Source organism: Microbulbifer maximicatervae (SeqCode), from assembly GCF_052467815.1.
The window spans coordinates 4,725,818-4,748,782 of record NZ_CP174326.1 but is presented as its reverse complement, the minus strand read 5'-3'; the positions used below and the strand labels follow the sequence as shown (position 1 = coordinate 4,748,782).

The 22,965-nt window shown below is 50.5% G+C and carries 8 protein-coding genes; all 8 read left to right on the top strand.

Going from position 1 to position 22,965, the window contains the following annotated elements:
• The first annotated feature begins 30 nt into the window (after positions 1–30).
• The 8 genes from ACJJIW_RS20455 (at position 31) to ACJJIW_RS20420 (ending at position 22,796) form a co-directional block, all read left to right on the top strand.
• Positions 31–615, top strand: coding sequence for a tetratricopeptide repeat protein (locus tag ACJJIW_RS20455; protein WP_282932154.1), 585 nt, complete (start codon positions 31–33; stop codon positions 613–615).
• A complete protein-coding gene (locus tag ACJJIW_RS20450) occupies positions 612–932 on the top strand; it encodes a hypothetical protein (protein WP_238152012.1) in 321 nt (106 codons plus the stop codon). Before ACJJIW_RS20455 ends, ACJJIW_RS20450 begins: the two co-directional genes overlap by 4 nt.
• 69 nt (positions 933–1,001) lie before the next feature.
• Complete coding sequence (locus tag ACJJIW_RS20445) at positions 1,002–1,733, top strand: MotA/TolQ/ExbB proton channel family protein (protein WP_282932155.1); 732 nt, start codon at positions 1,002–1,004, stop codon at positions 1,731–1,733.
• On the top strand, positions 1,733–2,323 hold the full coding sequence (locus tag ACJJIW_RS20440; RefSeq protein WP_282932156.1) for an ExbD/TolR family protein: 591 nt from the start codon (positions 1,733–1,735) through the stop codon (positions 2,321–2,323). Before ACJJIW_RS20445 ends, ACJJIW_RS20440 begins: the two co-directional genes overlap by 1 nt.
• Complete coding sequence (locus ACJJIW_RS20435; protein ID WP_282932157.1) at positions 2,320–2,859, top strand: ExbD/TolR family protein; 540 nt, start codon at positions 2,320–2,322, stop codon at positions 2,857–2,859. The genes ACJJIW_RS20440 and ACJJIW_RS20435 overlap by 4 nt, the downstream gene beginning before the upstream one ends.
• A gap of 9 nt (positions 2,860–2,868) precedes the next feature.
• Entirely contained in the window at positions 2,869–4,248 is a 1,380-nt protein-coding gene (locus ACJJIW_RS20430; protein ID WP_282932158.1) for an AgmX/PglI C-terminal domain-containing protein, read from the top strand.
• A 306-nt stretch (positions 4,249–4,554) separates the two neighbouring features.
• The gene (locus ACJJIW_RS20425) at positions 4,555–17,604 is read left to right on the top strand and encodes an isopeptide-forming domain-containing fimbrial protein (RefSeq protein WP_444936206.1); all 13,050 of its coding nucleotides are present in this window, start codon (positions 4,555–4,557) and stop codon (positions 17,602–17,604) included.
• Positions 17,604–22,796 (top strand): OmpA family protein, encoded by a 5,193-nt coding sequence (locus tag ACJJIW_RS20420; RefSeq protein WP_444936205.1) that lies wholly within the window; start codon positions 17,604–17,606, stop codon positions 22,794–22,796. Before ACJJIW_RS20425 ends, ACJJIW_RS20420 begins: the two co-directional genes overlap by 1 nt.
• The last annotated feature ends 169 nt before the right edge of the window (positions 22,797–22,965 follow it).

Sequence of the window (22,965 nt, the reverse complement as noted above, 5' to 3'; positions counted from 1 at the left end):
ACAGGCATTTGCCTTTTGGAGTGGAAAGTTATGCAAAAACAACTGCGTTTGTTTTTTCTGGTGGGCTTAGCCTTGTTGTTAGCAGCTTGCGCCAGCACCCAAACCAAGTCTGGAAAAATCTCTGATTATTCCTCGGTGCGGGTATCGGGCAGTGTGAGTCGGGACTTTGAGCGATCCCTGGAATATCTTGCCGAGCAGGATTATGCGAGTGCTATTGAACTTCTGCAGTCAGTGGTGGAGCGCGAGCAGCGCCTTCCGGCACCCTATATCAACCTGGGTATTGCCCACTACAAAAGTGGCAATGAGGCAAAAGCGGAAGAGGCTTTTTTAAAGGCATTGGCGCTGGACGAAAAACATCCGGTGGCAACTAATGAACTGGCGGTTCTCTACCGAAAGCAGGGGCGCTTTGCCGAAGCGCGGAAAATATATGTGAATGCTTTGGCAGAAAATCCGGAATATCTACCTTTAATAAAAAATCTGGGCATATTGTGTGATCTATATCTGCAAGATCTCCAGTGTGCTCTGGCACAATTCGAACAATATGTGCAATTGGAACCAGAGGACCGGGATGTCACTATCTGGTTAGCTGATATTCAACGGAGGGCTGGTAAATGATTAAACTTCGTTGGGCTTTGCCATTCGTGGCCAGCTTTATGGTTTTTCCTTATGCCTTGGCTCAGTCTGAGGGTGAGGAGAAGAAAGAATCCACCGATAAAAAGGTGGATTCGAAAATTAAGGAGTTGTCGGGTATTTCTATTATCGGTAACAAGGAAGCCCCTAAGTCTCTCTATATTGTCCCCTGGAAAAGTTCCGAAGTGGGTGTCGAAAGCGACCTTGTCTCCAGCTTGATGGATGACAAACTCAAACCGCTCGACAAGGAAGTTTTCATGCGTGAGTTGGAGTTCTACCAGCTCAGCCTGTCCGGCGATTAACGCCATATAGACTCCGGCTATCGCCGGAGTAGCACCAAGTTTTAGCTGTATTTCTCAAGAGGGTTTGTAATGGGCTTTTTCAATAACGTCATCGAGTTTTTCCAGACGGGCGGTACTTTTATGTACCCGATTCTCGTGGTTGCCGCACTGGGTGGTGCTGTGGCTATCGAGCGCTTTATCCGCCTGCATTTGGAGCGCCGCAGCAACCGCAATATGTGGGATAAGCTGCAGCCTGTATTAGCTTCGGGAGACTTCGATCGCGCTCGCAACCTGGTAAAACAGGACGAGTCCAGTGTGAGTAAATTACTGTCTATGGGGCTGGCCCGGCAGGGGGCTGTTCGCCGTCGTGAAGATATCGAAATCGCGATGGAAGAGAGCATGATGGAGATTACTCCACAGCTGGAAAAGCGCACCCCTTACGTCGCTTTGTTTTCCAATATCGCAACTTTGCTCGGGCTTCTGGGAACCATTATGGGTCTGATCGAAGCCTTTACAGCGGTAGCCAATGCCAACCCGGCAGAAAAGGCAGACTTGCTCTCCGCCAGTATTTCCGTGGCGATGAACACCACCGCCTTTGGTCTGATGACTGGTATCCCGTTGTTGATTGTCCACGCACTGCTGAACTCACTCACCGGTGAAATTATCGATAGCCTGGAGATGGTCTCAGTAAAAGCATCCAACCTGATTGATGGTGCAACCCGTCGCCGTTTTGAAGTGGAGCCCGCAAAATCCAAGCCGTCTAGTGAAAAAACTGCCCCAGCTAAAACCAATCCAGTAGCACAGCAAGCGGAAACTGCGTAATGAGAAGGCGGCGCCACGGGCGGGATAAAGAAGCTCCTGAGCTGGATATCACCGCTTTCTTGAATTTGATGGTGGTATTGGTGCCTTTTCTATTGGTATCGGCGGTATTTTCGCGGGTGACAATTCTCGAACTGAATATGCCGAGTGGTGCCGGTGGTGGAGCACCGGATGATCCCACGGTTACGGTGGAGGTAGTTGTGCGAGAACAGGCCGTGGAAATCAGTGATGGTGAAAAGGTTATCGCACGTTTCCCCAACCTGAATATCGATGGCGAGGGTGAAAATGCTCCTATTGAGGCTCCCGTTGGAGCAGATACAGAACAGACTGAGATTCTCGCTGTGCTGCCCACAGCAGAAGTGTATGACCTTAAAAAGCTCACGCAGTTCTTGTTGGAAGTTAAGGCCAGTTATCCGGAAAAAACTGATTCCATCATCCTGATGGAGCCCACAATCGCCTATGAGCATTTGGTGGGCATTATGGATACTGTGCGCGGAGCTGAAGTACGGGTTGAGGGGAGTGATCCCAGTGATCTGGATGCGGTGGAAAAGGTGGTTTTATTTCCTGATATTTCCATAGGGGATGCGCCATGAGAAATGAAAGCCGACGCATGAAGCGTATGGCGCGAAGTCATAAGCGCAAGAAAACCTCAGGTATGAACCTGACTTCCCTGATGGATGTTTTTACGATCCTGGTATTTTTCCTGCTGACTAATACCTCCAGCAATGAAGCGCTGGAGCCCCCCAAGGTGATTACCTTACCGGACTCAGTGGTGGAGACTAAACCTCGGGAAACGGTGACCTTGATGGTGACCAATGATGAAATCCTGGTGGAGTCTAACTCGGTAATTGCCACTTCCGAAGTGTTGGAAAGTGAGGAAACCATTATTGCGGCCATTAAGGAAGCGATGGTTGCAGAGCTGGCCAAGGCAATTGGTGTTGCCCAGGCCTCGGCAGATTCAGGTGAGGGCGGCGTCGAGGGAGGCCAGGAACCGGAACCACCGGAGGTCAATATTCTCGCGGACAGAGGCATTCCGTTCAGTTTGCTGAAAAAGGTGATGTCCAGCTGTACAGACGCTGGCTATACCAAAGTTTCACTGGCGGTTATTCAGAAAGCATCTCAGGGTTAATGGAAGTTTGTGAGTAATTTTCTTCAACAACAGCAGGCGGTAGGCGAAGCGCTTGAAGCGGTTCGCCATCGCATGCAGCTGCTCGAGGATGAGCGGCAACGAATCGAAGAGAAGCTGGCTGAATTACAGGACCAGGGGTCCAAGTACCAGTTGCTCGACGAGATTTCAGAACGTCTGCGCAAGCTTGAGGATGCTGGCGCGGGAGAAATGTTCTGGGCCGAAGATTATCGGGAGAATGCTTCAGCGCAAGTTATTGCGCGGATCGGCCAATCGACACGCAGTTTCAATGAGGGCATGGAGCAATTGCGCGGTGAGCGCAGTGCTTTGCAGGGCGGAATAGCCGATTGCCAGGAAGAGATCTTTGCGCTGGATGAGCGCGCGGATGAGCTGCGCCGTGAGGAGGAAGAGTCCAAGTTCGAATTTGAGATAACGAGGGAATTCGAACAACCTAGTTTCCGCCCTATGGTGATGCCATGGCATAAGCAGGGTGAGGACGAAAAGCGATTTCGTCGCTGTGTTTTTGTTTCGCTGTTTTTCGCCGCACTGTTGGGCTACCTGATTCCTTTGTATACCGTGCCCAAGCCTGAAACCCAGATAGTGGAGATTCCTGAGCGCCTGGCCAAGCTGGTTATTGAGAAGAAAACCAAGCCCAAGCCACCGCCAGAGCCAGAAAAATCCAAGCCTAAAAAAGAGGAGAAAAAACCGGAGAAGAAGCCTGAGCAGAAGGTGGCCAAACAGGATCCGAAACCTTCCAAGGCGGAGAAAAAGCAGGCGCGCAAAAAAGCTGAGCGATCCGGTGTTCTCGCCTTTAAGGATAACTTCCAGGACCTGATACAGGATGATCTGGATAACCGCCTCGGCCAGCAAACCCAGCTGAGCACGGCCGGTAAAAAAGAGAACCGCAGTCAGCGCTCACTGATCACTGCAGCATCTACCGCAGGTAGTGGTGGTATCAACACAGCAGAGCTGAGTCGTAATGTGGGTGGATCTGGTTCGGACTTGGGTGGCGTTGCCTTTGCGCGAGTGGAAAGCTCTATCGGGACTGAAGGTGACTTTGCCGGTGAGGATAGTCCTCTTAGCGATGGCGCTGGACCGTCGCGGACGGACGAAGAAATCCAGATCGTTTTCGATCGCTACAAGGCTACCTTGTACCGTATTTACAATCGTGAACTGCGTAATAATCCCGCACTGCAAGGCAAGATGGTGTTGAAGATTACTATCGAGCCCAGCGGATCGGTTTCTGCTGTGAGTGTAGATTCCAGTGATGTGGATTCGCCGTCACTCAATGCAAAAATTGTGGCTAGGGTCAAACGGTTTAACTTTGGTGAGAAGGCTGGAGTGCCGACAATCACTATTCTTTACCCAATTGACTTCTTCCCTCCTACCTAGGTCAATGAACGATCGGAGCCTGCCAAAAATAGGTGGGTTCCGATCACTTCAATACGGCGAAAATTTCACCAGATTTTTGCGCTCTTTTTTTGCTCATACTAGAAAAAACTTTTCATCCTCAGTGCTTGCCTGAGAACCACTTGGCAATCCCCGCAAAAGTTCCCCCTGCTAGCTGGCTAATTATGACTTATTTCACGGCTACCAGATGGCGTTGTAATTAAAGTTCGCCCACCGTGGAGTGTCTGGCGTAAATGCCCGACTTGTCTCCAAATATCTGCATTAGAAAGTGGCGGCTGTTAAGTGATAATGAAGTCGGAAATAGTTGAGCAAAAATCCTACAAGTCTACATTTATTGGATTTTTATTGGTTTGTGCTGCGTTCTTAATAGCTGCGCCGCAAGCATTTGCTCAAAGTAGTTGCCCTTCTATAACTGAGGACCCTACAGGGTTCAATATCCTCAGTCATCGCTCTAGCGATAGTTGGTGTGTTTTATGTGGTGATGGACAGGTCACCATAGAAGTTGATGTACCCAGTATTTATAGCGGCCTCGCGGGTACTCAATATATCGAGAATATCGTTATTACTGAGAACTTTGGCTCTTCTGGCCTGGAGTATGTAACGGGCTCCACTTCTGTAAGTTCTGGATCTGTTTTGGGAGAGCCCACGATTAGCGGTACCACTATCACTTGGGACCAAAATGATCTGTCAGCCCTTTCTGATCTCGCTGAGAGCACTACTTTAACTATCACGTTTAATGTGCGAAGCCAGGATGAAGAGGAAGAGGAGCTGGTAGTCAATAATCGTACCTTGAATGCTACTGCAACATTCGATTACTGCAGCTACCCAACCACCACAGATACCGACAGCATGGAGCTGGCCATACGTGAGCCCGAACCCTCCATGGATAAGCGCGGCCGCAACATGGATGCCGCGCAAACGAACTACACCAATAATGTCTATGGCAATATTGAGGACGATGTAATTTGGCGCATCCGTATCTCCAATAACGGTGAGGCGGATATGCAGGATGCACGGTTTGACGATTTGATGTCCAACCCCAATATGGATATCAACTACGCCTGTCCGAGTGAAACTACGGCAGAAGCTGTTGCCAACAACAATGGTGTGGCTCCCAGTGGCAGTAGCTGTGTATCAGCCAGTAATTCGGTTAACGATTTTGAGCTGGATGGCAATTTTTCCAATGGTTCGGGGCGCACTGACGTTCCGTCTGGAGGGACCCTGGATATTTACCTGGTGGGTAAGGTAAATACTTCCTGTAGTAACGGCACCAATACGGTGTCAGATTTACAGTGGGGTTGTGAAATTGATGGCGACACGGGCGTTGGTGGTATTACCAGCCCTGCGGAAGCTTCGTCCCCTGGTTCTGATACGTCGGCAATGCGTGTTGTGTCTTCCTCAGACCTCACTATTAGCCAGGAGATTACTGGTACCAATTTGAACCAGCCCCTGGGTGCTTCCGGCTACGTTACCATTACGGTAAATAACCAGACCGGGGGTTCGGTAAAGGACGTCCAATTTGTTAGTGATCTGCCTGACGAATATGTAGTTGATACTACTTTTACCCCGGAGATCACCCAGGAGCGCCGTGGAATTGACAATCATGGAGCCAATTATAGTTCAACCTATGACGGCAAAGTCGATACACTGGAATGGCGTGTGGGCTCTACCTGGAATCAGTGGGATACTGATCCACTTAACAATAACCAACCAGAATTCCGCTTATTGAGTAGTACCGTTCACTCGGTTTATTCCGACCAAGAGAACATGATGCGGCACGGAGATGAAATTCAAATTCGATTTCGCGTCGTTACGATAGAGCCAGATTTCTATGACTTCGAGGCGGACCTGGATGTAGAGGAAGAGTCCTCCACTACCGGAACTGATCCAAATAGTAATATTGCCTTAACAGGTAATGTTCTGACGATTGATTACGAGGACTTCTGTTCTTCAACAAGTCCTGCTACTCAAGTGGAGACCGAATCGGTTACTCCCGACCCTGAAGACCTGGATGTCAGCACCGTTCACCCTCTCTATATTGTTCGTGACAGCGGTACTTCAGAGTTAACAGTGGATATCACCAATAATGGTGGCCACGATGCGAATGACTATTCCGTTTATATCACCTTTGGTGAGGCGATGACGGTTCTGTCTAATGATCGCAGCTGTACGGCGCTGGGAAATCCCAGTTTAGGCACTGTCCCTGGGCACCCACTTTGGAATCAGCCTGATTATTTACCAGATTCCTCTACCGTGTATTTCTGTGATAGTGGTGATCTGGGTGGTGAAATTGGGCCTGGTGATACAGAACGGGTAGTTTTCGAGGTGGAGAAAAACCACTCTGCCACCGATGACGATCTTACTTTCCGCGCAGATGTTGTGGGTGAAATCACCTTATATGATGGTACTGCGCTGGGTTTTCCCGATCCGGTATCCCTAACCAACACGACCCCAAATCAACAATTGGCCAATAATTATACCCTCGATGGCATGCGCGCACGGGTTATGGGGTTTAACCTGATTAAAGATCGTTCCGATGAATGTAACGAGCTTACCAGTGAAAGTGCCTATCCCAATAGCAGTGTTCTGATTGGTGAAGAATGTAGCTTTGAAATTCAAGCCGGTGGCTGGTTTGGTTTTGACACTCCCGGATTCACTTTAATTGAAGTGAAAGATGTTGATGTTATCGATGACCTCCCCGATGGCCAGGGTTATATTGCGGATTCCGCCCTAAACTGTTCCGATGTCACTCTTCCCGACACTACCTCTCAGGCAAATTGTGTAGCTATTTCCACTGGCGATATTGTCGAAGGTGGCGGTCTGAATAACTCACTGAGTGAAACAGATTTACAGTGGGATATTACTGCCAGTATTACAGAGAAAGATCGCTGGTTCCTCGCGGACATGACCACTCGCTTGCTGAATGACCCGGCGGATACTGAGAGTACAGATCCGAACCAACATGCGAATGACAGTATTGATTATGCCCGGGCCCAGTTTACTGCGGTTTTCGATACGGAAACGATAATCGTCGATAACTACAATACCAGTGGTACCCTCACTAATATTGATGGTGTTCCAACAACCGTTCCAGGCTTCCCTGATGTCACTGAGTGGTCGGAATCGGTTACGGTTACTGAGCCTTCAATAGAGGTGGACAAAAAAGTCTGTAATGAAAACCTTTACGGGACAGGAACCACCTGTAGCAACTTTGTTGATTTTACTGATGAAGGACACCGTGACCAGACTTATATTTTCCGCCTGACGGTTACCAATCGGGCTTCAGATAACGGCGTTGATCGAGCGCCCGCGTACGATATTGTAGTAACCGATAACCTGGATTCCTCGGGCCAGATGTGTGTGCAGGCTCTGGAGTCTGACAGTCTGGATAATGATGGCGATGGCAGTTCGGAAACTACCAGTGGCGATGATGGCTGGGTGGGAACTACATCGGGTACAAATAATTATTCGGAAGCTTCTCATTGTGGAGACGGCGGTACTCCAGCGGTTATTACCTTCTCCTATGAGCACTCCAGCGCGCTTGAGCGGATTAATCCCGGTGATTCTGTCACTTTGTATTATCGTGTGAAGCCGGACGAGTCAGTGGCACCACTGCAGCTGTTTACGAATACATTTTTTGCTCGTTACGACAGTTTGGAGGATGATTTTAGTAACCAGACTACCCCTCAAATTGTCAGTGACACGGACAATGATGGTGTAGGTGACGGCACCCCTGCAGCGGGGCGTGCTCGCCACTACCAATCTGATAATGCCCTAGCGCAGATGCAGATTATTGAGGTACAGGCAGAACCGAAGGAAGCGCTGGAATTTTCCAACGGCACCGCCAGTGGTACCAGCAGTGATACCGCTGTTGTCGGTGAAGAGATTCGTTACGAGTTGACCGCACAGATTCCGGCGGCAAAGTTACGGGACTTTGTAATTCGCGATGAATTGCCGGCGGGCATGCGCTGTATCGAGGGAGAAACTATCGATTTAAGTGCCTCGCCCTTTGATACTGCAGGTTTCGTACCGGGCGGTACCTTTAACGCTACCTGTACCAGCACTGGTACTGCGGACTATGTAGAGTGGGATTTTGGTGATCAGGAACTCACCACCGTTTCCGGTAGCCTTTTTGATTTCCCTGTAGAGTTTATTGCCCGTATTGAAAACAGCAGCAATACCAATGACGGTGATGTATTGGGCAATGGTGGTAGTTACACGACTGCACAGGTTTCCTACGTGGATGAGTCCGGTGCGTCTGTAGCGGTACCATTTGACGCACATGAAATAACGATACTCGAACCTGAAATACAGCTGACAAAATCCTTTGCCGTTACTAATAGTGATGCTGACGATATTCTTACAGTGACGGTTATCGCTGAAAATACAGGTAGCGCCGATGCTTACAATTTACAGGTACTCGACGATCTCACCGGCAGTAATTTAGTTTACCTGGGCAATGTAGGTGGCAATGATCCCCCCAATAATATTGATGTCACTACGGTGGGCTCTAATGCTCCCATCTTTAGCTGGAATCGCAGTAATGGCGATTACACCATTGCCGCTGGCGATACAAAAACATTTACTTTTGAAGTTCAGGTAGAGCAGGGCGTTGAGCCCCATGAAGTTCTGGATAATACCATCGAAGCTCGCTGGCAATCGCTACCGGGTTCAGATATTGCCCTTAACAGCAGTAATGTTATTGGAACCGATGGCGATGCTGATGGAATGCGTATTGGTGTTTTGCCTAATGTTGGCGATCCCATCAACGACTATGAAACCACCGCCAGCGCTCAGACCGAAGTCCCGGCATTAGAGCTGACTAAAACAGATTTAGACACCACAGTAGTTCCTACTATTGGTGCTCATAAAGAATTCCAATTGGAAATCAGTTTGCCGGAAGGGGTCAGTGAAAATGTAGTCGTCACTGATCAGTTGGGCAGCCCTGAAGGTTATGTGCTTTCCCACAATACTGATTACGATATCACTTACGACTTTGTCGGCATTGAGACAATTAATGGCAGCGCGCCATCCGAATCCGCTTTTAACAGTTTCCCGGGGGATAATACTTCCGGCAATGCCAGTTGGGATATCGGCACTGTCGATACTAATAGTGAAGATGATACCGCAGGAAGCAGTATTTCCCCGCTGATCCGAATCACCTATTTTGCACGTATTGAAAATGATCTCTCTACAAATGACGGGGATAGTCGCCAGAACAGTGCTGCGCTGACCTATAGCAACGGGGAAAGCGGTAGTACGGAAAGTCTTAACGACAGTACAACCAGTATAACGGTAGTAGAACCCCTACTTGCGATTAGCAAGACTGTGAGCAATGCCACCAATCCCGGCAACCTACCGGTGGGCGGTGATGTACTGGAATATGTGATTACCGTGGAGCATGATTCCAGCTCCGGTGCCCCCGCTTATGAGCTGAATTTAGTAGACACCTTACCTTCAGAGTTGACCTTTGATAGCAGCTTTACTCCTACCGCAGAAATTGGCGGCACCGCAGTTTCCGGTTTTGTAGCTACGCCGGCAGCAGCCCCCTCGGGCCCACTGGTATGGGGGCGGGACAACAGTGATAACAGCTTGGATCTGCAGCTTGGCGAAACACTGGTGCTCACCTACCGCACCCAGGTTACAGGCGTTTTTGGTTCGCCCATTAATAACAGTGTAATGCTGGACTGGACCTCGCTGGATGATGGCAGCATCAATGATCAGGCTTATGAGCGTGATGGTGCTGGATGTCCCAGTATCTCTGCGCCTGATGATTATTGTGTTGGCCCCGCAGAGGCCAGTATCGATACAGTTGATAATACCAGTATTACAAAAACAGTAACTGCCGATACGGATACGGCAACTGCAGTGGGCACCTTGCGTGTTGGTGATACGGTTACTTACCAGCTAACCCTGAATTTGCAGGCGGGTACTACGCCTGGGGTCACTATTGATGATGTGCTGCCCAGTGGTTTGGAATTTGACACTGTTGTCAGCGTAAATGGGGACAGTGCTGCGCCCTACAGTGATAATCTGAACGATTTCACGTATTCCGCGAATTCAGTTCCTGCAGCAGGTGATACTGGTACAGTTGCCTGGGACCTGGGGGATATCAGCAGTAATTTTGGGAATACCAATAATTTTATTATTGAGTACACAGCCAAGGTAGTGGTGAGTTCGGGAATTGCCTCTCCTACTGCAACTCTTACCAATACGGCCCAGCTAAACTACACCGGCGCGGCCAGTACCTTGCAGGACAGCGCCGATATTACTGTATTGCAACCGGTTATCGACAGTCTCACCAAGACCGATGCCACTTGGCCCAGTTCCCATATGAATGTGGACCCGGCCAACGATGTTATGCAGTTTACCTTGCAGGCCTGTAACTCGGGCCTCGCCTCCGCCTACAACCTATCGCTAACAGACGACTTAGCGACGCAAATGGACGAGAGTTCCATTGCCAATCTCCAGGTGAGCCTCGACGGTGCTGTACTGACACAGGGAACCGACTACACCTATAGCGCGCCCGCAACGCGCGGTGATGATATGGGTTTCGATTTCCTGGTGCCAGTTGAGGCGGGCACTTGCCTGGAAATCAGCTACGAAATTGGTTTCTATACGGATATCAGTGGCGGTGAAAGCTGGGTTAATACTTTTACAGTCGATGAGTTTTGGTCGCTGGAGGGCAATGATGGCGAGCAGTATTCTGCAGTTTCCCTGGGCACTCCTTATCCAATGGGTACCGTTGCGACCAGTGTGACCGCTCCGCAAAAGACACTGCAGACAGCATCTACTGCCGCTATCGGTGACGAAGTCGTATATCAAATACAGGTGCCTGGCAGTGGCACGACTTCGGCAATTTACGATATTGCAATTTCCGACGTACTGGATTCCAGTCTGGAGCTGGTGCAGCTGCAGGAAATTAATGGGCTCACCTATACCGATAATACCAGTGGGAATAATATCGATTTGACAATAGATATTATTCCAGCGGGTACTGTGGCAATTTTTGAAGTGCGCACCCGGGTCGCCAATAATGCGACGGCCCAGGCTGGCCACAGTTTTGAAAATGAAGTGACTTATACTTACGCCGCAACGGACGGAGGCACTTCACAGTCTGGCGGTACCGGCACTGCGGCGACACTCACGATTGTTGAGCCGGAACTAAGTGCAACTGCTTCTGTTGCGAATCAAACCAATCCAGGTAACGACCCGGATGCGGGTGATGTACTGCGCTTCACCTTGGACCTTAGCGCTGCGGGCAATGCAGAAAATTCTGCAGCCTATGACATTTCAGTTAGCGAATTGCTGTCCCTGGGGCTTGAATTTGTGCCGGGCACAGTAACTTTTGCCGGGGCGTCCCAGGCAGATCCAACTGTAAGTGGTGACGGAGTTACAACTGCACAAACCCTGGCTTGGGATCGGGCTAACAGCGATCTGGATATCGCTGCAAGTGATAGCAGTGCGCTGGTTTTTGACGCGGTTGTTCTCAACAGTGTACAGCCAGCAGCGACGTTGTCCGCAACTGCCAGTGTTGAGTGGACCAGCCTCGATGAAGATAACAGCAGCACCTATGAGCGTAATGGTGCCGATGGCAGCGCTGGGCTGAATGATTATTTGTTGGAGAATATTGCTGCTCAGGTAGATGCTGCCAACGACAGTACAATCAGCAAAATTCGTCTGGATGACAGCTATGGTAGTGCTGATGAGCAGTTGCGAGTGGGTGATTTGGTTGAATACCAGATTACCCTTTCCCTGCCAGAGGGCACGGCTTCCAACGGACTAATTGTCGATACCTTGCCTCAGGGGATGGTGTTTGTAAGCACACTCTCAATCAATGGCGAGAGTTCGGCACCATTTATTGCCAGCGCACCGTTTACCCACAGTGATATTGCCGAGCCGCTGCAGTCTGGAGACCCTGCCACCGGTGCCACTACAGTCACCTGGAGTATCCCGGACTTGGTAAATACCGCTGATAACGATAGCAGCAACGATGAATTTGTTGTGCGTTACCTGGTGCGGGTTCTCAATGAGGATTCCCACCCCTGGCCGGCAGCGAATACTGCATTGACCAATACTGCAGAGTTTGGTTTCGATGCTGCCACAGGCGCTGAGACCCGTAGCGATAGTGAAACCCTGGATCTGCTACAGCCGGATCTCTCTGTGGCGATAAATTCAAGCCCTGCGGATGGCAGTACGCTTTCTGCCGGCGATACGATTGAATATACCGTTACGGTAACTAATAACGGCTCTTCACCGGCTTATGATCCGGTATTCCGCGATGTGATTCCCTCAGGTTTGCGACAGGCGGGAATCAGTGTGCAGTCCCTTACGGTAAATGGTGCCACTGCAGCGGTGGTCGCCCCCTCTTTTGATAGCAGTACCGGTGAAGTCATTTGGGATTTTGCCTCAGGGACCGGTTATGGAATCGATGCGGGCGAATCTTTGGAAATGGTTTATCGGGTTGAGGCTGATTCCAACTTGGGCGCTGGGCTGAGCCTGCAGAATGCAGCCTATGTTGAAGTTTATTATTCTCTCGATGATGATGATTTACCGTCACTAAATTCCGTCGCGGTAACTGAGGATTTACGTGAGGACTATGGTCCGACCTCTCCAGTTAGTGTTCAATTTAATACGCCCAATGCTTCACCGTTATTGATTGAGATTACCCAATCAACCGCATCTATCGGCGAACCGTTTAATTATCGTATTACCATCCCGGAAACGGTGCAGACCACAGCGCTTCACGATGTCACTGTGTTGATGGATCTCACAACGTCCGCTGCAGATTTAGAATTTGTCAGTGCCAGTAAAGTTTCTGGCAGTGCATCTTTCACCCCTGAAAATAATGGTACCGCTACCAGTCTTAGTATTGCAGACAATACGACTGGAATTGATGTGCCTGCCGGCGAACAAGTGGTAATCGATGTAACACTGCAGTTGCTGGATATAGACCCGCCAAATGTAGACGGTTTGAATTTTTCTACGAGTGCCAGCTATAGCTACAACTACGAAAATGATAATGCTTCTGTGGGGCAGGGTGCCGGTAGCGGAAATACTACGGCAGATATGGAAGTCGTGGAGCCCAGCGCAATTACCCTGACTAAAACTGGCCCGACCAGTGTGCAGTCCGGTGTTGGTGGTACCTTCACTTTAGATTTACACAATACCGGTACGGGTCCCGCCTGGGATATTAGTGTTACCGATATTTTGCCGGACAATAATCCCGGTGGTATGTGTGAAACGGCCCCTGACAATTTTACTGCGGAAATTACCGATAGCACTGGTATCACCACGGCTACTCTGACGGAAGGCTCCGACTTTACTGCAGTATTCGACAGCGCGAGCTGTACGCTCACAATTACCTCCATTGGCTCAGCGGCGATGCTGGATGCGGATTACCATCTACTTGTGGGCTACGATGCCTACCTGGATACCGACACCGTTGATGGGGATACGCTGACGAATATTGCCGGTGTTACTGAGTGGTATAGCAGGGATAGCAGCTTCAGCGAAGCCCGCCAGTACACCAATGCGGCGCCCACCGATGGTACTCCTGGCGTGCTTGATCATGAGGACGCTTATTCGGTTACCTCCTCTGTGCCGACAGTGACTTTTTACAAAGCGGTGGAAAATATCAGCCGTGGAGAAAACCCGGCTACTACCGCCAGTCCGGCAGAAGTTTTGCGTTACACACTGACACTGACCAATACGAGCGGTGTTGATGTAAGTGGAGTTGAAGTTTCCGATGACCTTGGTCGATTAAATAATTCTGCATTATTTGAATCGGGCACTTTGCAGTTAGTCAGTGCACCTGCCGGAAGTGACAGTAGTGCTATCGATGCCTCAGCAGGAACCTGGAATAGTGGCTACCTGGAAGTTGGTAATCTGGACCTCACTGCGAGCGGCACAACAGGGGATTCTATCCAGATTATTTACGAGGTTACGCTGGCTGCAGTTATTGATAGTGGGACTCAAGTCTTTAACCAGGCCCAAGTTCAGCTGCCCGGGCAAGCGTTACAAGACAGTGATGACCCCAATATCAATGGTACCGATGATCCGGATACTGCGGGAGATGAAGATCCCACGGAAGTACAGATTGAATCAGAGCCATTACTGGTCGTAGAAAAAACGTCGGTAGATATTACTGATGATGCCGACTTGTTGATGGTGGGAGATACCCTGCGTTACACCATTTCGGTGGAAAATACCGGTAATGAGAACGCGATCAATACTCAGATACGGGATCAGATCCCCGCGAATACGACTTATGTCAGCGGCTCTACTACCTTGAACGGCTCTACAGTGTCCGATGTCAGCGGTACCTCCCCGCTGGCTGCCGGTATGGATATTAATACCGATGGCGAAGCCGATGGTTTTATCAGTGCCAGCGCCAATGGTGTTTCTGCAGCGGTTATCACCTTTGATGTCACCATTAATGACGTTAATGATGGCACCGTAATTTCGAACCAGGGATTCGTAAATGGTGAAGGAGCGGGTAGTGGTACTTTTGATGAAGTGCCCTCCGATGATCCGGATACTGATACCCCCGATGATCCCACGATCGATATTGTCGGCGATGTGCCTCTGTTAATTGCCCACAAGACTGTAGAAATTGCTGAAGACTACACCTCCACAGGGATTGTTGATCCCGGTGATGTGCTCCGCTATACCATCGCCATTACCAATATGGGGGGTGTGGATGCACAGGAAGTAGCGCTTACCGACCAGGTGCCAGATGACACCACCTATGTTGCCGGTACTACCACATTAAATGGTGAATCGGTAGCGGATAACGGTGGTGGTAATTCACAGCTGGATTCTGCATTGCCGGTTTCTTCCGATGACCTGACACCACCCCTGCCGGGAGCTAACGAGGGTGTTATTACCTCGGGCGAAACAGCCACCGTTACCTTTGAAGTGATGGTGAACGCTGGTACAGCGACAGGTACGGTTATTAGTAACCAGGGTAGTGTTGAAGCTGATGAGTTGGCACTTACCCTAACCGATGCAGACGGCAACTCGGCCAATGGCGCTCAGCCAACTGAGGTGGTCGTAGGTGATGCCCAGCTGTTGTCCATTGTGAAAGAAGTTGCCGTTGTCGGTGGCGGGGCTGCAGAAGCAGGGGCGGTATTGGAGTACCTGGTAACCGTCGAAAATATCAGTGGTGTTTCTGCCACGTATGTTGAGATTACCGATGACCTGGCCATTGCCGGCGATGGCGTCCTCACTTATGTTGCCGATTCAGCTCTGCTCAATGGGCAGGCTGACGGTGTAACAGTGGCCAACACACTGATCACTGCGGACTACGCCACTACCTACGGTGATTTGGAGCCGGGAGAGGTTGTTACACTGCGTTTCCAGGCGCAGATGTCGGAAAACCTGGATTACGGTTTTACCGTAGTGAACACGGCAGAAGTGCAGTGGAATGACCCGGCTTCCAGCGCTCAGGCCAGTGTTGCCATTGATGTTGGCGGTACGCCGGGCATTGCCAACCTGGCTGGTTACCTGTGGCACGATGTGAATTTCAACAATGCTTTGGATACGGATGAGAGCCTACTGCTTAACTGGGCAGTAGATCTGTATTTCAATGAGGAGCTGATGGAAACAGCTCAGTCTGATGAAAATGGCTATTTCCAATTCCAGGGACTGGTGCCCAACAGTTATGGCGGCCTCAGTTACGAGATGCGTTACACCGCACCGGATGCCACGGAAAATACGGCTTCATTGGGTAATCCTGTTTCTGATTTCACCAATGGACCACAATCGATCAGTGAAATTTATGTGGAATCGGGAGCAAACCCCCAGGACTTAAACTTACCGCTGACACCCAATGGAGTGGTTTACGACTCTGTAACCCGATCTGCTATTGAAGGTGCCACACTCACCATGCTGAGAGTGAGTTCCGGTCAGGAGCTACCGGCGCGTTGCTTTGATGATGAGAAGCAGCAGGGACAGGTAGCCCAGTCCGGGGGGTACTACAAATTCGATATTAATTTCAGCGATGCTTCCTGTCCGTCCAACGTGGATTACCTGATTCAGGTAGAAATCGATGATGATGACTACACCGGTGGTGAGTCACTGGTAATCCCCGCGCAGACCAATAGCGAAACTGCCGGTTTTGATGTGGCTGGCTGCCTGGGCAGTAATGCCGATATGGTTCCAGCAACTGCGGACCACTGTGAGGTACAGGAATCTTCCGCACACCCCACCCTCGATGTGGAGGCCCGGGATGCAGCAACAGATTACTATCTGCGCATGACTTTGGATGACGGCCAGATTCCAGGGGAAAGCCAGCTGTTTAACAACCATATCGCTATGGACCCGGAGCTGGAAGGGGCGCTGTCCATCACCAAAACTGCCGCCATGCTCAATGTAACCCGTAGCCAGCTGGTGCCCTACACCATTACCTTTGGCAACACTCTGCCGATACCCCTAACCGATTTGCAGTTGGTGGATTACTTCCCCGCAGGCTTCAAATATGTGGCGGGCTCAGCGCGCCTTGATGGCGAGGCGGTTGAACCTGAAAGTGAGGGCCTGCAATTAAGTTGGTCGGATCTGCGAGTGGAAGCGGAAGAAACTCGTGTGTTAAAGCTGCTCTTGGTTGTAGGTTCCGGTGTGGGCGAGGGCAAATACGTAAACCGCGCGCGCATGTTCAATCAGCTCTCTGGGCAGGCCGCTTCTGGTGAAGCCTCTGCGACAGTGCGGGTAGTGCCCGATCCCACCTTTGATTGTACTGATGTTATCGGCAAAGTGTTTGACGATAAAAATATGAACGGCTACCAGGATGAAGGCGAGGGTGGCCTGCCCGGAGCGCGTGTGGCAACTGCGACCGGCTTGAATGTTACTGCGGACTCCCATGGTCGTTTCCATATTACCTGCGCAGTGGTGCCGAATGGAGACCGGGGTTCTAATTTTGTGCTCAAGCTCGACGATCGCAGCTTGCCAAGCGGGTATCGTCTCACCACTGAAAACCCGCGCGTGCTGCGAGCTACCCGAGGCAAGATGCTGAAGTTCAATTTTGGAGCCAGCTTGCACCGGGTGGTGCGCCTGGACATTGCCGATGCGGTATTTGAACCGGGCACAATAGAACTGCGCCCGCAATGGCACTCCCGAATGGACTTACTGTTGGAAAAACTCAGCGAAGCCCCCTCTGTTTTACGCCTTGCCTATCTCGGTGAAAATGAAGATCCGGATTTGGTGGAAGAGCGCCTGCAGGCAATTAAGGATCAGGTTGCCAAGGATTGGACGAGTCGTAATGGCGACTACGATTTGACCATTGAAACTGAAGTTTTCTGGCGCCGTGGAGCGCCTCCTGGCAAAGGAGGGTTGGAGTAATGCCCTTTGCGAAACGGAATATTTTCCAGAAAGCAGGCTCGACAAACTCTTCAGTGAAGTCGATCCGCTTTTTCCCCCGGCGGGACCGCCGTCTGGCCACTGCAATTGCACTGGCACTGACACTTCCGGCCCAGGCCCAAGATGCAGATTCGCAACTGAATGAGCTTGGCTGGTGGCAGGTGTGGCAGAATATTCCAAGCCTGAATTCTGAGGAAAATGAAACTCAAGTAGAGTTCGAGGAGCAATCAATCGGTAGTAATACCGAAGGTATGCTGCTGCGCGCCCCCACAAATCAGTGGCTTCAGGATGCGACACAATTCGTATCGCCGCTAGACCCGATTGTGGTGGAAGATTTTATTGACCCAATCCTGTTCCATGGCGTTGAAGATGAAGTTTCTCCAGAGACGGTGGAATTGTTGCGCCAGAGCCTGAATGAATTGGGCGAGACGCCTAATTTCAAATTGCACTTCATTGGCCATACCGATTCTGACCCTCTTACTGGGGAGTTGGTAGCGGACTTTACCAGCAAAGAAGAATTTACCCTGGCGCGAGCCCAGTTTGTGGCAGACTTCCTGCAAGAGGCTCTCGAACTGCCGGAGCAAATGATTGCCGTTGAAGGGCGCGGAGATATTGAGCCTATAGCGGATAATATTACGACTGCAGGTCGTGAAGAAAATCGCCGAGTACAGGTAAAAGTAACCTACGACGCCCTGGATGAAAAAGCCATGGCGGACCGTGCCCGGGCGGAGGCACTGTTACTCAACCGGGTGAAAGTATGCCGCCAGGAAACGGTGTGTAAACTCACCTATGCTGCGGGTAGTGAACAGCGGGCACGCCTTAGAAATCTGGTGACGCCACTGAGAATAGAGCCCGGGCAAACAGAATTACCGGAAGCCTTTATTCGCCGTATCCGGGAGGTTCGATCAAACCTTGCCGATAAAAATAATCTGGTTATTCATTTTATTGGCCACACTGATGCCCGCCCGCTGGATGTGGGTGAAAACCCGGAAGCCCAGCAGCAAGCCTATCAGGAAAGGTCCTACAGTGAAGCTCGCCGTGTCGCTCAGGCTTTGGCTGCTGCACTGAACTTACCCGCAACTATGGTTACCAGCAGTGGTAAAGGGGCGAGCCAGCCAATAGCGGCTAACGATACTCCCAAAGGCCGCGCCCTTAACCGCCGGGTAGAAGTGGAATTTTGGTATGACGATCCGCTGGAAGTCCCTACGGAATCGGTGCAAGCCTGCCCGGAAGCTGCAGCAGCAGAAACTCTCACCATCGCCTATGAGTCCGCCGGTGGAAAAATATCTCCGATTCGCTTTGATAACGGTGACCCGATTATCAGCCAGGCACAGCTGACACAGATACGTGCAGCCATGGCTGAAATCTCCAATAAGGCAAATGTGCGCCTGAGCTTTATTGGTTACAGCGATAACCAGCGTATGGATCGCCGCGAAGCTATGGTTTACGGCGATGACCAGGGTTTGTCCGGTGCCCGTGCCCAACGCGCTATGGCGCAGGTACAGGAGTTACTTAACTTGGAAGACACCCAGGTGGAATTTGAAGGGCGTGGCTACGTCCAATCTGCGGATGTGGTGAGCAATGGCTTTGAGCAGCGGGATGGCGCCAGGGTTGAGGTCGAAATCCTTTACGATGAACTGGCAATTCTCACAGAAAGTGATCGCTTGGAAATCGAGCGCATTAATCGTGAAGCCATAGCCAATAATCCCTACGCACTTAACTTAATGCGTATCACTGTCGACGGCAGCCCGGAATACGATCCCTATAAAAACTCGGCGGACTTGCAGCGTTGTACCGATGTGGCTTTGCAGGAAGCCAATATTCAATTCCGCTTCGACAACAAAAAAATGCAGCCGCGCCTGAATGTGACAGCGTGGCCCAATACCATCCGTTATGCGGATAACCCGGATACCGATCTGGCAGAGAATCGGGTATTTTTCAGTAGTTATACCAACTATCCCTCTTTTGTTAAAACTACAGAAGTGCGCTTGTTTGAAGAGGGGCAATCTCTGCGCGATACCCCGCTGGCTATTGTGCCGCTGGATCACTTTGGTAAAGGGGAGTGGAGAGCAGAATTTTCTGACTACCAAGCGCCACTGAAAAAACTGCACTATGTTTTACGTGCCTACGACTACAAGGGTCGCTATGACGAGACCACTGAGCAAACCCTATGGTTAGTGGATAAAATCGAAGACTCTTCCGAAAATGAGGATATCGGTCGGGAATTGTTGGTAGGTTATGGTGAGAATCGCCTGGCCCAACAGAATATTCCTCTCGATGGCAATAGCGTATTGGTCAATGGTGCCCAGGTGCCACCTGGACACACGGTATGGCTAGCGGGCAATCCGGTCCCGGTAGACAGTCAAGGCCAGTTTATCGCCGAGCAAATTTTTGCACCGGGTATGCATACAGTTGAAGTGGCGATTCTCGATGACGAGGGCAATGGTGAACTCTTCCTGCGAGATTTGGATTTTGCTAAAAGTGATTGGTTTGCCGTAGGAATTGCCGACCTTACCGTGGGTTACGACAAAACCAACGGCCCTGCTGCACTGGTCACCGGCGATGAGACTCACTACGACAATTCCGTTAGTTACGATGGCCGCCTGGCATTTTATACCAATGGTGGCTTCGGGGAGGGCTGGCGCCTGTCAGCGAGCGCTGACACCGAAGAAGGCCCGGTAGATGATCTGTTTTCCAACTTTATGGAAAAGTCTCCCGATGCCTTGTTCCGCCGTATGGATAGCGATTTGTACTATCCGACGTTTGGCGATGACTCCACTGTCGTTGAAGACGCCCCTACCTCTGGCAAGTTCTATGTGAAATTGTCCAAGTACGATGACTACGGCCTCTGGGGTAATTTCAAAGCGAACTACGCCGATAATGAACTGGCCCAAATTGATCGAACGCTCTACGGCGGTAGCGGTCACTTTGAAACCGATGCGATGACCAGCTTTGGCGAAAAGCGCTTTCAAATAGATGCCTTTGGGGCCGAGCCTGGAACAGTTGCCGGGCGCGATGAGTATCGCGGAACGGGCGGTTCCTTGTATTACCTTCGGCACCAGGATATTTCCAGCGGCTCGGAAAGTTTACGTGTGGAAGTTCGGGATAAAGATTCCGGACTGGTGCTCGCAGTTAAGACCCTCACTGCAGTAGTTGATTACGACATTGACTATATCCAAGGGCGTATCCTGCTCAATAGCCCCTTATCTTCCCTGGCAAATGATGAACTGCTCATTGAAGATGGCGCTTACAACGGTAACCCCCAATATCTGGTAGCGCGTTACGAATACACACCGGGCTTTGAGGAAATGGATACCCTGGCTGTCGGTGGACGTGCCCACTATTGGCTAGGTGATCATGTCAAATTGGGCCTAAGCAGTATTCAGCAAGACGAAGATGAGGAAGAAAGTTCCCTGCAGGGTATTGACCTGACTTTGCGTAAAAGCGCCAGTAGTTGGGTGAAAATTGAAATGGCCGATAGCGAGGGTAGCAACCTCGATAGTGTCAGTTCACTGGATGGTGGCTACACCTTTGAAGACGAAAGCCTGGATTCCACAGTTGCAGCCAGTGCAACTAAAGTGGAAGGCGTTTTACAGCTGGGAGATTTCTTCGAGAGTTTGCGCGGCTCTGGTAATTTCTACCATCAAGAGCGTGAAGCGGGTTTTTCCGGTCCAGGCCAATTTGTGGATGGCGATACTATCCAATATGGCGGTGGCGTTAACCTGCCGATAGGTGAGAGTTTTGATGTAAGGGTCAAAGCCGACACCAAAGAGGAAGAAGATGGGTTGCAGACCGATGCGATGGACTTGATGCTTGGCTACCGCATCAATGATCACTGGCGTCTCACCTCTGCGGTTCGCAATGACAGCCGCGAGGATGAATCCGAAGTTGTCGCCGCAACCCAGACAGAAGGGGATCGAACGGATGTTGCTGTCGAGGCCAGCTATGACTCCGGTGAGAGTTGGAGCGCCTTTGGTTTTGTTCAGAACACGATGGAAGTGACCGGTACTCGGGAAGAGAACAATCGCATCGGCCTCGGTGGTGCTTATCGGGTGAGTGACCGTTTGACAATGGATAGTGAGGTTTCCGGCGGTGATACCGGCACAGCTGCCCGGCTCGGTACGGACTTTCTGGTGACTGACAGAACCAGCCTTTATATGAATTATGCGCTGGATAACGAGCGCAGTGATACCGGTGTGCGTGCACGCAAGGGCAATATGAGCACAGGCTTCCGCAGCCGCTATTCCGATACGCTCAATATTTATGGTGAAGAGCGCTACAGTCACGGCGATGTTTCCACTGGCCTGACCCACGCTCTGGGTATGGATCTGGCGCCCAATGACCGTTGGAGCTATGGCACTACCCTGGAGGCGGGTACGCTCGAAGATCCGGATACAGGAGCCAAAACCGAACGCAATGCCATGGGTTTTAATATGGGCTATGGCCGGGATGCGATACGTATAGCATCAGCGCTGGAATACCGTACGGATATATCGGAAACGGTATCGGACGAAAATACCGTATCGGAAACTGAACGTAATACATGGTTATTAAAAAATACCTTTAACTACCAGTTTACTCCAGACTGGCGCTTGGTTGGCAAACTCAACTATTCAGACAGCAAAAGTTCGGAAGGTGAATTCTACGATGGCAAATTTACCGAAGCGGTAATGGGTTATGCCTATCGCCCGGTGAATAACGACCGCCTGAATACCCTGATGAAGTACACCTATTTCTATAATGTGCCGACCCAGGACCAGGTTACGGTTGAAAATACCTCCACTGAATTTATCCAGAAGAGTCATATCTTTTCGATAGACGCCAGTTACGATCTCAATCGACAGTGGACCTTGGGTGGTAAGTACGCTTATCGTCTGGGCCAGTTGAGTATGGACACGGAAGACCCGGAGTTTTTCGATAGCCGTGCCAGCCTTTATGTACTGCGTGCCGATTGGCATTTTATCAAACGCTGGGACCTTCTCTTGGAAGCCCGTCTGCTCGATCTACCCGACGCCCAGGATAGTAAGAGCGGCGCCCTAATCGGCTTGTATCGCCATGTTGGGGATCACCTTAAGTTGGGGGTGGGCTACAACTTTACCGACTTCTCTGATGACCTCACCCAGCTGGACTATGACAGTCATGGGGTGTTTATTAATATAATTGGCAAGCTGTAATTTTAGGGCCCGGCGCAGGTTGGGCCTTAAATCTTATCCTTTTCGTTTGAGCTTCAAACAATAATGTGAAGTTATTAAAACGGAAAAGAATCAGGTTGCTTAATCTTACCTTTTACTAAAAAGGGAGAAGGAAATAATACACTGCGCTCGGGACCCTATGAGGCATGGA

Coding starts and splice junctions, on each gene's coding strand:
- ACJJIW_RS20455 (WP_282932154.1), top strand. CDS start 31: ATGCAAAAACAACTGCGTTTGTTTTTTCTGGTGGGCTTAGCCTTGTTG.
- ACJJIW_RS20450 (WP_238152012.1), top strand. CDS start 612: ATGATTAAACTTCGTTGGGCTTTGCCATTCGTGGCCAGCTTTATGGTT.
- ACJJIW_RS20445 (WP_282932155.1), top strand. CDS start 1,002: ATGGGCTTTTTCAATAACGTCATCGAGTTTTTCCAGACGGGCGGTACT.
- ACJJIW_RS20440 (WP_282932156.1), top strand. CDS start 1,733: ATGAGAAGGCGGCGCCACGGGCGGGATAAAGAAGCTCCTGAGCTGGAT.
- ACJJIW_RS20435 (WP_282932157.1), top strand. CDS start 2,320: ATGAGAAATGAAAGCCGACGCATGAAGCGTATGGCGCGAAGTCATAAG.
- ACJJIW_RS20425 (WP_444936206.1), top strand. CDS start 4,555: ATGAAGTCGGAAATAGTTGAGCAAAAATCCTACAAGTCTACATTTATT.
- ACJJIW_RS20420 (WP_444936205.1), top strand. CDS start 17,604: ATGCCCTTTGCGAAACGGAATATTTTCCAGAAAGCAGGCTCGACAAAC.